Raw genomic sequence first — 18,155 nt, 5'->3', positions numbered from 1 at the left:
GTAGGAATGGGAACAGCACCGCTCCTTAAGGTCTGATTTGAAACCCGATCTTACAGAGCAATACATTGGACAGTGCAGATCCTTGGCCCACAGTTTAAGGAGAAATTGTAACTTTGCCATGCGTTATCCATTGGATCCCAAGCAAAATCATCCTTCTATGCAAAAACACCAGTACCTCGTCCTTTTTTCCCTTACAATTCTCCTTTTCAGCTATTCGATCCATGCACAGGAATTCCCTGCTTATTCTCCGGTACTCACGGAGATGGGGGCATTGGAGAGCGCGCGTGACCCTAAGTGCCACGCAACCGCTTCGCGCCTGGAAGATTTCCTTTACGGCACACCGCTGACCTTTGAAGCACGTAAAGCACGGATCAATTTTCAGCAGGCTTTGGTGGAAAACATCTGGTTGGTCTACACCAAGGCCGTAGAAGACAACCCGGGAGCAGACCCCTTGGCACTTTTCAAGGCCACTGTAGCTCAACGCATGGCATTTCGGGAAGATGAAAAAGGTGTAGAGCTGCTACTACCCGGTGGGCAAAAGATGCAAATTACGGCGCGTGATTATCGACAGTACAGTTCTATTGCTTATGCCTTTCGGGCGATTCTGGCAGTGCAACAATCTTGCATCATGGCGGACAAACAACTGGCGCCCCTAGATGGCCAAGCTTTGGAATATTTTAAAAAGACCATTGATATTGCTGTTTTGGGGCTTTTGCAACAAGCAGACCAGATTGCAAGACGCAACAACAGCCAGCAAATTGAGGAAGCCCATTTGCTGCAAGCTGCGGAAAATTGGCCTATGCTGCCGGTGGAAATCACCCCAACAATTGGGGGCTCCAACATCAAACCAGCGACTTTTATTTACCCCTTGGTAGAACAAAAGTTGGCGGCTTATCAGGCTTATAACCAAATAAGTCAGGCCGTTTTTCTGCGCAATGTGCAAGTTTACTTCTCAAAAATTCTCTGGCCATCCGAAGCCGAAGCCTCCATTGATCTGAAAAATCATTTTACCGAAATGATGGTGGCATTTTCCGGCGAAGTCCTTCTGCACGCGCAAACCCTGGCACAATCAGCAGGCAGCGCCAACATCCGCTACGAAGACATGTACCATGCCGTACAGGATTACTTGCCTCATACCGTGAACCCATTTGAAGATGTCGACTATTTCCCCAGGCTGGCTCCTAAAAACAACACCGTTATTCAAGCCTATGATTTGGATGCTTTCAGGGACAGTGGCTTGCACTGGCAATACTTGAAATTTGCATTGGAAGACCGGGGAGATGCCTTGAAATTGTTGCCTAACCCATTTGCATTGGAGATGCTGGTAGAAGGCGTTGCGCAATTTGCGGTACTCATCTTTCGGGAAGCTGGCGAAGACGCCAAGGCCAATAATCAGGAACGATTAGCCATTGCGAACCTCAACCAAGCACTCCAGCAATTTCAGGCCAATTTACAAGCGTATGAGTCCCTACCTCCGCTCAGCAAAGAAGCACCAAAGATGGCATCGGCGCAAACCCGGGTGCCCCTTAACAATGATCAACTTTTTGTGGAAACCAGTGCGCCGTTGGGTGTAAATTATGAACACCGCAATTCTGATTGGTTAAGCAGACTGATACGTGGCTACGTAGTAAAAGAAGACGAAAATTTGGCAAGATTGTCTATTCCTCCTGCTTTTGGCGGTAGCGGTGTGGCAGCAGAAGACATCGACGGTGATGGCTGGGATGACTTGTTATTACTCGGTGGACAAGGGTGTGCACTGTACCGCAATGATGGTGGAAAATCATTTACCCCAATGACCGCAACGGCCGGCATCAACTGGCAACGCGCGGACGGTACTTATCCCGAACCACGGCAGCCCTTGATTGCTGATTTTAACAATGATGGAAAACAAGACATTCTAATCATCTATGCTGACGACAACCATCGGCTTTACCAAAACGAAGGCCACTGGACTTTTTCTGACCAAACCGACAAGGCCCAACTTGGGGGAGCTGGATTGGTTGCAGGACCGGCAACCGTTATTGATTATGACCGCGATGGTTTGTTGGATATTTATATCGGCTACTTTGGAAATTATCTAAAAGGAGAATTACCCACACTGAAACGCCACAATACCAATGGCAGTCCTAATAAGCTCTTTCGCAACCTAGGTAATTTCCGTTTTGTGGACGCTTCTGCTGGTTCTGGTGTAGAAAACCAGGGCTGGACACAGGCGGTTGGTCATACCGACATCAATGGTGATGGCTGGCAAGACCTGATTGCCGGCAATGACTTTGGCATCAACTCTTACTACCTTAATAATCAAGACGGTACCTTTACGGACATCAGCAGTCAAATAGGCACCGACAAGCCCAGCTACACCATGAACGTGGGCGTAGGAGACATCAATGGCGACTTGTCGCCAGACTTTTACATCTCCAACATTGTGGTCATGGAAAAAGACGACAAATACGTCCTTCCTAACGAAGACACCAGGGCGCACTTTGACGCGAAGTCGCTGGCGACGATGCGTGTGGTGGAAGCCAATGACCTGTTTGTTTCCCAAAAAAACAACGATGCGATACCGGTGTTTGAGCAAGCCACAAATATCGGGCGCGGGTACAGTGCAACGGGCTGGTCTTGGGATGCCGATTTCTTTGATTATGACAATGATTCCGACTTGGACTTGTACTGCCTGACGGGGATGAACCAGTACAGTGTTTATGGTGTAAACAACCCTTATTACACTTCGCCTGAAGGTGAAGAAGTAGATGTACGCTTTGCCCAGAGCTCAGCAGAACACAACATTCTTTTTGAGAATACAGAAGGCACCTTGCAAGTCGCTGAAATCCCTGGAGAGCTGGCTTATTCAGGTACTTCTCGATCCGCCGCTTATTTTGATTATGACAAAGACGGTGATTTGGACATCATTGTGAATGAGTACCAAGGGCGGGCTAAATTGTTTCGCAACCAGGCGGAGCGCAACCACTTTCACTGGGTTGCCTTTCGGCTAAATTCAGCGAAAAAAGGTGTTAATAGAGATGTTATTGGTGCGCAAATTATTCTAACATTACCCGATGGGAGGCAACTCTGGCGCGAGGTACACAGCACCGATGGCTACCTTTCTGTTCATCCGAAAACCTTGCATTTTGGACTGGGAGAAGCGACCACATTTAGCCTGGAAATCATCTGGCCTGATGGTCAAAAAGAACAACACAGTGATTTGTCAATCGATAAATTCCATCAAATAACGCAAAAATAACATTTGAGCACCCCTCAAATGGAAAAATCTTACTACTTTTATAACGGTTCCCCTTAAATCAAATCTGGCGATTAAAAATAAATTTAACGAGTACCACTGTTTTTCATTAAAGCAGTGAATATAATGTAGCTCGTTTATTCTAATAATATCATTCATTTCACAAATTATTAACCCATATGAAGACAGCGAATAAACTACGTCTCCTCGGAGTCCTCGCAAGCTGCCTATTTGGACAATTGATGTTTGCCCAATCGCCGATCGTCAAAGCCATTGACATTCAGGCAGAGCAAACCCAGTTGACCATGAACGAAACCGCTGCCAGTGCTTATCAGGTAGAGATTTCCGGTCCTAGTGATTACCATACGAAATTTGAGGTTGCTGATGCCGCTGAAATTCGTTTGACGCCACAAAAATCTGATGGTACAGCCTTTGTTAATGGTTCTTACAAATTGACCATTACCCCTGTTTTTCAACTTTCTGAGGAGGACAAGCAGAACATGATGGAAATGCGCCAGAAAGGAGATACGGATGCTATCAACAAGTACCTCCTGGATCATCAACTGCCTGCCAGTCTTGATGTTTATTCCATCAACTTCGGCGTCCAGAATGGTAAATTTGTAGCACCTAATCGTCACGAAGGTGATATGCCTCCGCCGACCATGTTTGGTAAGCGTACAGATTTCCGTTCTTCTGATGCCATCTATGCTTCGGTGAACTACTTTGAAACGGATCTTTACGCACAAACGATGGACAACTCTCTGGTCGCAGAGGAAGACGTACAGGTTTTTACCCAAGATGTAGTTGTTCAGGGTAGCATTTGCGTAGGTTTCGACTGCCCTAATGCACCTAACTTTGGTGCTGATACCGAACGCCTTATGGAGAACAACCTGCGTATTCATTTCGATGATACGAGTAACTCTGGCAGTTTCCCTGCCAATGATTGGCGAATTGTTATTAACGATTCTGACAATGGTGGTGCTAGCTACTTTGGTGTGGAAGACGCGACCGCAGGCCGTCGTCCCTTCACCGTAGAGGCAGGTGCACCTGCTAATGCCCTCTACGTAGAAGCTGACGGTGATGTAGGTATCAAAACCTCTCAACCGGTAGTAGATTTACACATGGTAGAAGGCAACACGCCTACCATGCGACTAGACCAAGATGGCTCCGATGGTTTTACGCCTCAAGTTTGGGATGTTGCTGGTAATGAAACGAACTTCTTTGTTCGTGACGTAACGAATGGTTCTAATTTGCCATTCAAAATCAAGCCAGGTGCACCTGACGATGCATTATTTATAGATGCTCAAGGCGATATTGGACTAGGAACACAGAATCCTGGAAACAATGCTCTCCAAGTAGAAAATGGCGATGTCTATGTAAAAGCAGGCAATCTAGCTATCAACATAGCACCTACTGGTAATAATGCCTTGGAAGTGGTTGGTAAATCTGACTTTACCGGAGGCGCAATGACGGTCAACGACAACTTGGTAGTAAGAGGAAATGCAAGGTATTTCCTTACCAGTCAGGCAACTTTTCGCGATGCGGCAGGAGTGATAGCGATGAAAGTTGATGCTGTTACGAAGAGAGTAGGTATTGGCACTGATACTCCTAACCACATGCTGGAATTGAGCACAGATGATGCCGTCAAGCCTAATGGTGGTGTTTGGGCTGCTCCTTCGGATCGTCGCTTAAAGACTGACATCAAAGACTTCGAAGATGGCTTGGCTAAAGTAATGGCTATTCGTCCAGTGCGTTACCACTACAATGGTAAAATGAATATGCCTACAGATCAGGAATTCATTGGTTTAATTGCCCAGGAAATCCAGGAAGTTGCTCCATATACTGTTAAAGTAACCGAAGGAAGTGAAGAAGGCTACCTTTTTGTAGACGGTACACCGCTGACCTACCTACTGATCAATGCGGTTCAAGAGCAGCAATCCATCATTGACAACCAGGACAAGCGCATTGAAGAACTGGAAGCTCAATTGAATGAAGTAGCTCAACTACGTCAGGAAGTTGCTGCTCTGGCTAAAATTCTTCAAGCCCAGGCTACAGATAAGTCAGCTGCTGCTCAAAACCAAAACGTTTCAGAAGATCGCTAGGATCACCCATTGGTGAATATCTTTTAGAAGAATCTCTGATTTTTTAATGATCAAATGCAATTAATAAAATGAAAAATATAAAATTATTGATGCTGCTGGTGGCTAGCCTTTCGCTTCAGGTTTCCTGGGCACAAGATGCTGTGTTTAACAATGGCCGCGATAAAGAAGCAAAGCCAAACCAAGTTGCTGAAAAAGCTGATGCTCCTGCAGCAACGAATGTTTTTAAGGGAAGTGACCTTGACGTTCCTGGTCATGTAAATAACAGTCAAGGAGAAAACCTAGTATTTCCTAATGACTTGGAAACGCTACGTGAAGAGCTTCATGTTTCTTCTTCGCCTCGCCAGGTCGTAGAAAAACTGAATGTTTTGGCAGCTCAAATGGAAGTTTTAGTGACGGCTAACGAAGAACTTCGCCGTGAAAATGAAGTGATCCGCAAAAGTCTCAACCGCTGTTGCGAGTCTTCTAACCTCGACGCCACTGATGCTTACTTGCTACAGAATGCTCCCAATCCAGTAGTAGACAATTCTACTATTCGTTACTTCGTGCCAGAAAACATGACGGATGCGCGGGTAGAAATCTCGGATTTGAAGGGTATTGTTCTTCAGACTTACGAAATTCAGGAAATGGGCCTCAGTAACCTGCGGGTTGACACTCAAACACTTGGTACCGGTAACTACGTTTATACCCTCTATGTGGAAGGCAATATTGTCGACTCTCGTATCATGGTCGTAACTAAATAATATCTACGTGCTTTTTAAAAAGCATTTAGAATAGTATCGTATAAAAAAGCCAAGCCGCTTCCGATTTCGGGAGCGGCTTGCTTATTTTGTACCTTATTTGATACCCCTGAATTATTATTAAGCATGATAGCTCAATCCCCCCTGCAATGGTGGAAGCAACTGGAAGAGCAGTGGCAACTGGCTTTTAGCCAAGTGGTTTTCCTGACCCGATCTATTCACCACCCTACCGAACCGGAAATTCTAGATTTGTGGACAATGCCCGTACTCAGGTTTGCCAGCCCTGGTGCAGAGAACCCCAACATGGGGTTTGAACTGACCAACCTTAGCGGTTTAAAAGGCTTTTCAAGTCTCAAATTACTTTTTGTCATTCATCATGAAATCAAGAGTTTGCAGGAGATCGCAGACTTAAGTCAGCTCAAACAATTAGTAGTCTACAACAATCAAATACAGACGCTTTCAGGAATAGAAAAAATGAAAAATTTAGAGAAATTGTACATCCACAAAAATCAAATTAATTCCATTGATGAAGTGGCTCATTTACGTCAATTAATAGAATTCTCTTGTTTTAAAAACCCGCTCAAATCACTTCATGGACTAAGCCGAGAACACCAGCCAAACCTTCGGCAAATCCTTGCTCTCCCTAATGAGCACCTATCCGAGCGTGAAATCTCCAGGGTCGAAAAAGCCACTACACTAAGGTTGGAAAAAGGAAGTCGCAGATAAATCTATCGCCTGAGATGATATAGTATAAAATGTTCATTTAAAACATTTTAAATTCAACAGCTTAAATAATTGTTTATACTGGCATAATTGGGTAGCTTTGAGAGAATTTTGACTGTTAGCTCCTTATTATTCAATATGGAAGCTATCACCGATTTAACCAAAAGAGACCTAAAAGGCTGCGGCCTAACACCATTTTTTTAGCATCGGCCTGCCACCAGGCCCGTATTCGACCAACAAATTATAATCGACCATGAAACAACTTTTACAGTTATCCGCTGTGCCCTACCATTTTGGTATCCTGTGCCAAAAAATCTTAGTGCTGGGCATTGTTCTCCTCGCAAGTGTTCTTTTCGTTGAAGCCCAAGTCCCTAAGGTGGCTTTTGTTGGAGCTACGCGAACGGATTCGCCAGATGGCTTCTCGTTCGTAGCTGGAGAAGCTATTCCCGCTACTGAAACTATTTATTTTACCGACGAAGAGTATCAGGCTTCCTGTACAGCAGGAGGTAGTAATGGTCAATTTCATTTTGATGGTACTTGTGCAGGTATTGGCGAAGCGTTACTCACCTACACCCCGCCTGCTGGAGGTTTAGCAGCTGGAGACGTTGTTTTCATAAGTGAAACGGGAACCAACACATTCACCGTGACAGGTGCTGGTGGTACAGTCGTACATTCAGGTGGAGGTTTTACGCTTGCAGCTTCAGATGCTATTCATGCCTTTAGTTCAAGTGTTCCAGGCAACCCTACCTCCAATGTTGATGAAATATACTCAGTCATTCTTTTCACAAATCTGTTTGACGGTGGAACAGGTTCTGGAGATGATCCAAGCGGACAACACCCTAATGCCGTCATCATTTTTCTGAATGCCGATGATGGAGAGTATGATCCCGCCAAACGTAACCTCCCCACTACAGATACAGACATTGAAAATGTAGCCGCCAACTGGAATATCAGTGCACCTGCCGCTAACCTGGCACTGTCTACGGTTCCCTTTACAGGTGGCGTTACCTTAGGCGCTGCCGGCCCTACCGTCACTTTCACTGCACCCGCAGATTTGTGTATTAATGCTGGCGTACAAAACAATTTAAGCGGTGGTACCCCAACCGGTGGTGTTTACAGTGGTGCTGGTGTTTCCGATGACGGCAATGGCATGACCTATGATTTTGACCCGGCAGTCGCAGGAGTAGGAACTCACGTCATTACTTATTCTTATACCGATATGACGGGTAGTGGTACCGCAATGGATGCTGTGGAAGTTTTCGCACTTCCTGCCGTAACCATGACCGTAACGGGTACAGGAACCTGTATCACAGCTGGTGTTCAAACCGGCAAATCAGGTGGTACCCCAACCGGTGGTGTTTATAGTGGCACAGGTGTAACCAATGATGGTAATGGTACGACTTATACCTTTGACCCTGCCATCGCAGGCGTAGGAAATACGACCGTGACCTATACCTTCACCGATGGTAATGGATGTACCAATAGTGCCACAGACGACGAAGTTGTTTTTGCTCCTGGAGCAGCTGCTTTTACGGCACCGGCAGATTTATGTATTGATGCTGGAATCCAGGCTGGGCTTGGCGGTGGCACACCTTCCGGCGGTGTCTATTCTGGAAGTGGTGTTACCGATGACGGCAATGGCATGACCTACAGTTTCAATCCCGCAGTAGCTGGTCCTGGTACCACTACGATAACTTACACTGTCGGAGGTGGAGCTTGTGCAGGTGTGGCAATGGACGATGTAGAAGTCTTTGCTTTACCATCTGTAAGCTTTATCGGCACTGGCACTGGAAGTTGTCTTAATGCTGGCATTCAGGTAAACCAAGATGGAGGATTACCTCCTGGTGGTGTCTATAGTGGTACAGGTGTTACCGATGATGGTAATGGCATGACTTACAGTTTTGACCCCGCAGCAGCTGGTGTCGGTTTCCATCCTGTGATGTACACGGTTACTGATGCTAATGGTTGTTCGAACATGGCCAACCTCAACCGAGAAGTATTTGCACTCCCTAATGTCAGCTTTACCACCACCGGTACTGGTACGTGTATCAATGCAGGCCTCATGGTTGGTTTGTCTGGTGGCAACCCGGTCCAGGCAACTGGCACACTGGGCGTATACAGTGGCCCTGGTGTAATAGATAATGGTAATGGGATGACCTATAACTTCGACCCAGCAGCAGCTGGCGTGGGAGTACATGTACTTACCTATACCTACACAGACGGTAATAGTTGTACCAATTCTGCCGATGCCAACTTTGAAGTTTACCCTATTCCAACGGTCGCCTTTACTGCACCAGCTGATCTTTGTATAGATGCTGGTGTCCAAGCTGGTCTTGGAGGTGGTAGCCCATCAGGTGGTGTCTACAGCGGCCCTGGCGTAACGGATGATGGTGATGGCATGACCTATAGCTTCGATCCTGCCGCCGCAGGTGTTGGCACACACACCATCACCTATGATTACACTGATCCAAATGGTTGCTCTGCTGGAATGATCATTAGTGATGATATTGAAGTCTTTGACTTGCCAGTCGTCAACTTTACCGCACCAGAAGACTTTTGCGTTGATGCAGGTGTACAAACGGGGCTTAGCGGTGGCACTCCTACGGGTGGTGTTTATAGTGGTCCTGGCGTAACGGACGATGGTAATGGTATGACTTACACCTTTGATCCAACGGCAGCTGGTGCAGGTACAACGACCATCACCTATACTTATACGGATATTAATGGTTGTACGTCTGATGCCAGTGATATGGTAGAGTTGTTTGATTGCCAATTTGATCTAACAGACCCTTGTGCTTGTCTGGACAATGCCACTATTATTGACCTTGACGCAGGAACGGGTGGCGATGATGGTCAGTTCTCTGAACTGGTCTCTATTGTTAATCCTTTCACGGAATCGCTCCCTCCTGGCCAAACCTGGACAGTGGTAGGCGCTACGGGTGCGTTTGATGCTTTCAACGTTCCCCCAGTAGGCACCCAAAGTGCGGGTGTTCCCATCGCTACCGATGGTTCTGTGACATTGATCTACAATAATACGGATGAAACTTACGAAATCCCCTTCGTGCACGTGGACGCACAAGGCTACACGCTGATGATTGAAGGTCCATTTGCTGTAGGCAATCCTGCCAATACCACCTTCACCATCAGTAACACCTGTCAATACCCCAACCCGGTATTTGATCCAGCCTTGCCATCTACTATCCAAGACGATGATCCGATCATTACCTTTGGCGCAACGGATACCAATGGCAACGGTGCCGATATGGTGACCTTTACTGTTGATGGCATCCCACAGACACAATTCGATCCCGCAGCTTACACCGAAGGTGACCACATTGTCGTGATGACCTTTGATGGTGCGGCCGATGGTAATGGAGGTATTTCTCCCGATGGAGGTATTACCCCCGCTGCACCTGGTTGTGTACAGGAAGTGACGCAAGTCATTGAAGTGATCATCTGTAATGCTCCGGTACTTACTTGCCCAGCCAACAACTTTGGCTTACCTGCAGGTTGTAACCCTGTGGTTCCTGATGCTGCGACGACCTACAACGTGGACGGTGATCCTAATCCAGATCCTGCGCTACCTACTGTATCCGCGGATCCTTGTTTCCCATTGACCTTAACGGCTAACGATGTGATCAGTGATGTCGGTTGTATGCGCACCGTAACACGGACGTACACCATTACGGACGACCGTGGCCAGATGGATCAATGCACCCAAACCTTCACCTTCACCGTGGATACCGAAGATCCGGTCTTTGTGGAAGCACTGCCCATGGATATGACTGTTGAATGTGACGCCGTCCCTGCTGCGGCAGTGCTAACAGCAACCGACAACTGCACGAGCAGCGAAGCGGTCTTGTTTATCAACGAAATTCACTACGATAATGATGGTGGTGATGTGGGCGAGTTCATCGAAGTTGCCGGTACGGCTGGCACGGATTTGAGCGATTGCCAGCTGGTGCTGTACAATGGTTCGAATGGCATGACTTACAATAGCCCGATGACCCTCGCTGGAACTATTGATGATGAAGGCACAGGCTTTGGTGCTGTATCCTTCTCTTATCCTACCAACGGCCTACAAAACGGTCCCCCCGATGGTGTCGCTCTGGTTTGCGGCGGTGCGGTGGTAGAATTCCTCAGCTATGAAGGCAGCTTTACCGCCGTGGGCGGCCCTGCCGATGGCATGATGAGTACGGATATCGGCACAGAAGCTGGTAATACCCCCATTGGCCAGTCGCTCCAACTCACTGGCTCGGGTTGCCCGGCGGGTGACTTTACCTGGGGTGGCCCGGCAGCTGAGTCTCCCGGCACGATCAACGCAGGACAGACCTTTGAACTTTCGGATTGCAACATGGTCAGCAATGTCCTGGTTGAATTTACCGAAGTACGCACCGATGGCACTTGTGCCAACGAGTATACCCTGACCCGCACCTGGACGGCAACCGACGGCTGTGGCAACGATACCGAGCACGTACAGACCATCATGGTAGAAGACAATACGGCTCCCACCTTCGTGGAAGCCCTCCCGGGTGATCTTACCCTTGAATGTGATGAGACCGTTCCAGCTCCAGCGGTTCTTACCGCAACGGACAACTGTGATGTCAGTGGCATTGACCCACTGCTGTGGATCAACGAAATCCACTACGACAACGTCGGTACCGACGAAGGCGAGTTCATCGAAGTAGCTGGTGTTGCTGGCCTTGACTTGATGGACTACGAGTTGGTACTGTACAATGGTGCCAATGGCCTGCTGGATCAGATTTACATGTTGGGTGGTGTGATCGACAACGAAGGCAGTGGCCTTGGTGCATTGTCCTTCCTGATCCCCGGCCTGATGAACGGCTCTCCAGACGGATTTGCATTGGTGCAAATATCTACAGGCACCATTCTGGAATTCTTAAGTTGGGAAGGCAGCTTTACCGCTGTTGATGGTCCCGCAGCTGGAATGACCAGTACGGATGTTGGCGTATCTGAACCCGGCGAAATTGGTGAGTCACTCGAATTGAGTGGCACTGGTTTCAACATGGCCGACTTCACCTGGAGTGGTCCTAATGCCGAGTCTCCTGGCAGCTTGAACGCTACTCAAACCATTTCGGGCAACCTGATGGTGATGTTTACGGAAACCAGTGCTCCTGGCACCTGTCCACAGGAAATGACCATTACCCGTACCTGGACCGTGGAAGATGATTGTGGTAATCCGAATAGTCACGTACAGACGATCACCATCCAGGATACAGAGGCTCCAGAAGTCACCTGTACCGACTTTACGGGCACCTTTGAAGGCTGTCCTGATCCTATCGGACCCAATACGCCAGACGGTGTATGGATTGCTATCGGTGCCGACGGTGGCTTTATCGCTGCTGCGGGTGGAATCTTTACCATCCCCGTCGATCTGACGGCCTGCGTGATTGATAACTGTGCGGATTTGGCGAATCTGGAATACACCTTGACGGATTCTTACGCAGAAGACCGCAGTGCATGTTCCGTAACCATCGTGAATGAATTCTCGATCCGCGATGAGTGCGGCAATGTGTCAGCTACGCCAGTAGTTGCTCGCATAACGATTGAAGATACAACTCCACCATTGATCACCTGCCCCGCAGACATGACCATTGAGTGTGATGAAGATGATAGTCCAGCAAATACAGGCATGGCAACCGCCACCGATGACTGTAGTATTCCTGCAATCACCTCTACTGATGTGATTACGCCTACAGATTGTCCACAGGAATACACGATTACGCGTACCTGGACGGCCACTGATGATTGTGGTAACCCAAGTTCTTGCGTACAAACCATTATCGTACAAGATACCAAGGCTCCCGAGCCCGTGTGCAACACCATCCGTATCTTCTTATCTGCTAGCGGTCAGTACACGCTGACGCAAGCCGATATTGACGCGATCGCTGCTGGTTCTTCAGACAACTGTGATGTCGACTTTACCTACATGGTGGACCAGACCTTCTTCGATTGTTCAGACATTGATCTGACCATCGGAGCGATTGGCGGCACGGAGGTAGAACTGACGGTCACCGACTGTGCTGGTAACAGCGATGTTTGTACCGCTATTGTAGAAATCGACGATGCTGCTGTTCCTTTCGAATTTGGCTGTATCGCTGATTTGAACGTGACGCTGGGTGCTAACTGTGCCGCAACCATCACCCCTGACATGGTAGTGACGGGCTTCGACGACTGTATCGACAGCTACAACTTAATGGTCGATGGTCTGGATTCTGATCAGGCGGTAGGCTGTGGTGAGCACACCTACATGATCGAGCTGATCGAAGACGGAGAAATCGTCTACACCTGTTGGGGTAGCCTCTTCGCCGAAGACAAGACCAACCCCGTCATCGACTGCCCTGCCAACACGAGCAGTGTGACGATGGATTACGAAGCTCACCAGGCAAGCGGTAACCTGAATGCAGCTGATGCTACCTTGAACTTCAACGACAACAGCTGTTTGAACCAGGGCTTCCTGGCCGACGGCGTACACAACTACGATGTGATTACGTTCACGACGCCAGACTTTGCACTACCGGTTGATGTGTATACCTTCCTGGTGGATACGGATTGGGGCGATGGAAGCTTGTTCCTGTTCCAGGGTGGTTTCGATCCTGCGTCACCTTGTGAGAATATCCTCGGTTCCTCCGATGATGGTTTCGTCCCTGGTGGCAACCCCTTTGATCCTACCCTTCGTTTGAGCTTGCCTTTACAGCCGAACACAAGCTATACGCTGGTGCTGACGAACTGGTTGACAACTCAATTCGGCGATTGGACGGTTACGATCTATTCGGACAACAACACTGGTGTAACGGGTGCAGACTTCACGCCAGTAGCATTAACGCAAACTCGTGACCTGGTCTGTAACGACATCGACTTCATCCACTTTGAGACGCCTCAAAGCTGGATTGCCAGTGCAGATGGTACACTTGACTTCACGGCTACGCGCAACACTTTCTTCGGTGGAAGCACGGCTGCTTTGAACGCCTTCATCGCCAAGGTGAACCTGACTGGTTTCCCGGTAGTTGGCGACAACTGTGGCCCCGTACTGGTGACCTTGTCGGATGTTACCGACAGTGATGGTGACTGTGGCGACGAGCGCATTACGCGTACGTTCACGGTAGCCGATCGCTACGACGGCGTATGTATCGGCGCACCACGCACCGTAAGCTGCAACCAGGTGATTACCTTCCGCAAGCCTACAATTGGAGACATTGTATTCCCTCCATTTGTGGTGCCGATTGAATGCGATGAAGACTATGCCACGGATGCCAATGGCAACCCACACCCATCCACCTCTGGTTATCCGTGGATACGTACAGCCTTTGGCTTCTACGATCTGGATCAGATCTACTGCAACATCGGCGCGTCTTACTCCGATGAGCCCCGGATCACGGTGTGTGAAGGCACTTACAAGCTGCGTCGCGAGTGGAACATCATCGACTGGTGTAACCCCGGAGGCTCTGGTACGCTGAACCAGCTGATCAAAGTCGGTGACTTCACCGGCCCCGTATTGACGGGTGTAGCACCAACGCTGACGATCTCTACCTCTCCCTTGAGCTGTGTAGCGAACGTCCTAATCCCGACGCCAACGATCACCGATGGCAACGGCTGTTCAAACGTACATACGACAACTTATACCATCTTGGCGAATGGCACAACCTTCTTCGCTGGCGGTAACATCGCCGATAACGATGTGGTAGGTGTACCCGTAGGTACCCACACGCTGATCCTTTGTGCGGAAGATGCTTGTGGCAACGAGACCTGCGAGGAATACACGCTGATCATCCGCGACGAGATCGAACCTACAGCTAGCTGTGACGACGACCTCAACGTCTCCATCGGTGGTGGTGATGTCCTCAACGGCATCGAAGGTATCGCGCGCATCTTTGCCACCGCGGTCGACGAAGGTTCTTCGGACAACTGTGGGGAAGTAAGCCTGGAAGTTCGCCGTAACTACTGGCGCAACGAAACCTGTGATCCTAGCGAAAACCGCTGGAGCCCATGGGGAGAGTATGTCGACTTCTACTGCTGCGATATCAACAACGAAATTACGATTGAACTACGGGTAACGGACGAGTCTGGCAACCAGAACATCTGCTGGATGACCATCGTACCTGAAGATAAACTGAACCCTTACTGCTACGCACCAGCACCAGTGAATCTGAGCTGCAACGACCTTCCGCTGGCCTTCCCTGGAGACATCCAGACGGCTTACGACGAAGACTTCGCTGCGACCTCGATCATGATGAGCTCGATCTTCGGCGGTGCTACGGGTACGGACAACTGTGCGGTGGATACCATCGTAGAGCGCACGCCAAACATCCAGGTGAACGACTGTGGCTGGGGAACCATCACGCGTCGTTTCGAAGCCTGGCAGCTGCGCCCCGAGGGCGATGCCAATGGCAACGGTGCGATCGACATCAACGAAGTGTTCCGCTCGACGAACAGTTGTAGCCAGCTGATCACGATCACGGAAGTCCACGACTTTACCATCGACTTCCCTGAAGATGTGGCCGCTGACTGTGGCGATCCGGAAGTACCGACGATCATCACCACCACCACTGGTTGTGATGTGCTGAGTGTGAACATTGGCGATCCGGTCTTCTTTACCGCCAACGGCGATGCATGCTACAAGTACTCGATCACCTACGATGTCATCAACTGGTGCGTGTGGGATGGCGAATACGAAGGACTGGTACTGCCCCGCATGACGGAAGACGACGGCGAATCGCTGCCGATTGACCGCGCCGTGGAAGGCAACGAACGCCCAGTAGTACGGGTAGTGAGTGGCTTTGGCCCTGTAGACAACAACTGTGACAACATCGCCGATGCTCAGCCGGGCATTCAGTACAGCGTAGTGATCGACCGTGACCACACCGACCGCGATGGAGACTCTGATATTCCGAACACTGTTTACGACAACATCCCCGGCAACAACATCGGTTGTATTCCAGCCGATCAGTTTGGACGTCGCAACTTCGGTCGCTACATCTACACACAATACGTGAAAGTATACGACTCAACAGCCCCAGTGGTAACTGTTGGTGAATACGGCGGCCCAACGGCCAACTGTCCTAACCTGTTGCCTGGTCAGTTTGGTGATGACGACGGTGATTGTCAGGAAGCAGTCAGCATTCCATTCAGCGTAGCTGATGAGTGTGAACTGTTTGACCTGGACGGTGTGCTGGTGGTCAACATCGTATCTGCCCAGCTGGATGCCTTCGCAGTAGACGCTAACGGCGACGGTGACATCAAGTCGAACGAGTTTGTAGCTGATGCCAACGTACTGAGCAATATCACCAGCAATGGTGACGGCACTTACCTGTTCACAGGAACGTTCCCGATCATTACCTCGGCGATGGGTGATAACATCTACCACGCGGTACGCATCCTGTTTGAGGATGGCTGTGGCAACCAGACCAGCGAGACCATCGTCTTCGATGTGATCGACTGCAAAGGCCCTGCTCCGGTCTGTATCAACGGCCTGACGGTAACGCTGATGCCAACACCTGAGGGTGAAGGTTGTGCGATGGCAATCTGGGCGGCTGACTTTGAAGGTTCCCCAATCAGTGACTGTACGGGTCAGGGACCAGAACTGTTCGGCGGTCTGCCACGGGTGACGAAGTACGCGATCTACCGCGCAGCGGATGTAGAAGCTGATCCAGACTTTGTACCAAGTCCCGATGATATCGGATTGGTATTGACGGATGCGGATGAGCAGACCACGGTGGTTTACGTGTACGCCTTCGACGAAGAAGGTAACTACGACTACTGTGAGACTTATGTCCTGGTACAACTGCACGCTACGTGTAGCGGTGATGAAACCGGCACGATTGCAGGTATCATCATGACGGAAGGTAACGAAGCGGTAGAAGGCGTGGAAGTGAGCATCAATGGCGGCATGACCGCTACGATGACCACGAATACAAACGGCACCTACAGCTTCAGCAACCTGACACTGGGAGGTGACTACTCAGTAACACCGTACCTGAATGCCAACCCGCTGAACGGAGTGACCACCTTCGATATCGTGAAGATCTCCAAGCACATCCTCAACGTGGAGCCACTCGTTGGGCCTTACAAGCGCATTGCCGCGGATGCCAACCGTAGTGGAACGATTACGACGCTGGATTTGATCCAGATCCGTAAGCTGATCCTCAACGTGATCACGGCGTTCCCGAACAATACGAGCTGGCGCTTTGTGGATGCAAACTACGAGTTCCCAGAGAGCACGAACCCCTGGTCAGAGACTTTCCCAGAGTTGATCAATGAGAACAACCTCCCGGGAGATGTGCTGGATGCGGACTTCGTGGGTGTGAAGATCGGTGATGTGAACGGTAGCGCTCAAGCCAATGCTTTGGCCGGCGATGATCGCACCCTCAACGGCATCTTCCACCTCCAAGCGGAAGACATTGACCTGAAGGCAGGCAATACCTACACCGTAGCCGTGACGGCTGAGAACCTCAACCAGATCGAAGGCTACCAAGGCACGCTGCAATTGAGCGGTGTGGAATTGGTAGACATCGAATACGGACAGGCACAAGCCGAAAACTTCGGCCTGCGCTTCGTAGACGAAGGCACCATCACCATGAGCTGGAACCACAACGGCGGCGGTACTACAACCGATGTCCTATTCAGCCTGGTATTGCGAGCAAGTGAAGACCAGCCCCTGCGCGAAGCGCTGAGCATCTCTAGCCGTTACACGGCTGCGGAGGCCTACCCCTCTGTCCTTACGGACATCTCCCCTGAGAGGGGAGAACAGGTGTTTGACCTGGGGATTGAATTTACCAGTGGTTGGAATGCTACTGCGGAGTTTGAATTGTACCAGAACACGCCGAACCCTTTTGCAGCGGCAACCCTGATTGGGTTCAATTTACCTGAGGATGCAACTGCAACGGTAACGATCAACGACGCCAGCGGACGCGTACTGACGATCATCAAAGGCGATTACGCTGCTGGTTACAATACGATCAATGTGACCAAGCAGATGATCAAAGGTGCTACGGGCGTACTGAGTTACACGGTAACGACGGACAATCATACAGCGACCAAGCAGATGATTGTAGTGGATTAATAGTTTGCTGGTTTGATCGTTCGATCGTTGGATGATTTGACCTTGAAAATAGAAAGCGGCAGTTCCTGGAGATGGGAGCTGCCGTTTTTGTTTTTTCAGCACCTAAGGAGACTGTGCAAAACTGAATTTTGCGAGCACAGCGACGTAGGCACTGCCGACGTCGAACGTAGGATATTATATGAACCACATGAGGCACAGTAGAAGGTGTTTTTTGAACCAGATCAGGGACGATAACGGTAGTGGTAGAGACCTGTCCGGCGGTCAGACGGACGCGA

Annotated in this window: 5 protein-coding genes; all 5 read left to right on the top strand. The window is 49.5% G+C overall.

Annotated features, from left to right (window positions below; all coding sequences use genetic code 11):
• Positions 1-157: 157 nt before the first annotated feature.
• The 5 genes from AB0L18_RS20595 to AB0L18_RS20575 all read left to right on the top strand — a co-directional run bounded on the left by AB0L18_RS20595 (position 158) and on the right by AB0L18_RS20575 (position 17,880).
• Positions 158-3,241, top strand: coding sequence for a CRTAC1 family protein (locus AB0L18_RS20595; RefSeq protein WP_367389211.1), 3,084 nt, complete (start codon positions 158-160; stop codon positions 3,239-3,241).
• A 176-nt stretch (positions 3,242-3,417) separates the two neighbouring features.
• Complete coding sequence (locus tag AB0L18_RS20590; RefSeq protein ID WP_367389210.1) at positions 3,418-5,340, top strand: tail fiber domain-containing protein; 1,923 nt, start codon at positions 3,418-3,420, stop codon at positions 5,338-5,340.
• A 68-nt stretch (positions 5,341-5,408) separates the two neighbouring features.
• Positions 5,409-6,080: a T9SS type A sorting domain-containing protein gene (locus AB0L18_RS20585; RefSeq protein WP_367389209.1), complete on the top strand. Its 672-nt coding sequence runs from the start codon at positions 5,409-5,411 to the stop codon at positions 6,078-6,080.
• Between the two features lie 123 nt (positions 6,081-6,203).
• Positions 6,204-6,803 carry a leucine-rich repeat domain-containing protein gene (locus tag AB0L18_RS20580; RefSeq protein WP_367389208.1) on the top strand — a complete coding sequence of 200 codons (600 nt, stop codon included), beginning with the start codon at positions 6,204-6,206 and terminating at the stop codon, positions 6,801-6,803.
• Positions 6,804-7,053: 250 nt separating this feature from the next.
• Positions 7,054-17,880, top strand: coding sequence for a T9SS type A sorting domain-containing protein (locus AB0L18_RS20575; RefSeq protein WP_367389207.1), 10,827 nt, complete (start codon positions 7,054-7,056; stop codon positions 17,878-17,880).
• Positions 17,881-18,155: the final 275 nt, after the last annotated feature.

Origin of the sequence: Lewinella sp. LCG006 (assembly GCF_040784935.1) — a bacterium.
Taxonomy (GTDB): domain Bacteria; phylum Bacteroidota; class Bacteroidia; order Chitinophagales; family Saprospiraceae; genus Lewinella.
Note: the sequence above shows the minus strand (reverse complement) of the source record. Positions and strands in the feature narration are given on the sequence as shown.

What these genes read in the sequence shown, in the direction of transcription:
- AB0L18_RS20585 (WP_367389209.1), top strand. Translation starts at nt 5,409, where the DNA reads ATGAAAAATATAAAATTATTGATGCTGCTGGTGGCTAGCCTTTCGCTT.
- AB0L18_RS20590 (WP_367389210.1), top strand. Translation starts at nt 3,418, where the DNA reads ATGAAGACAGCGAATAAACTACGTCTCCTCGGAGTCCTCGCAAGCTGC.
- AB0L18_RS20575 (WP_367389207.1), top strand. Translation starts at nt 7,054, where the DNA reads ATGAAACAACTTTTACAGTTATCCGCTGTGCCCTACCATTTTGGTATC.
- AB0L18_RS20580 (WP_367389208.1), top strand. Translation starts at nt 6,204, where the DNA reads ATGATAGCTCAATCCCCCCTGCAATGGTGGAAGCAACTGGAAGAGCAG.
- AB0L18_RS20595 (WP_367389211.1), top strand. Translation starts at nt 158, where the DNA reads ATGCAAAAACACCAGTACCTCGTCCTTTTTTCCCTTACAATTCTCCTT.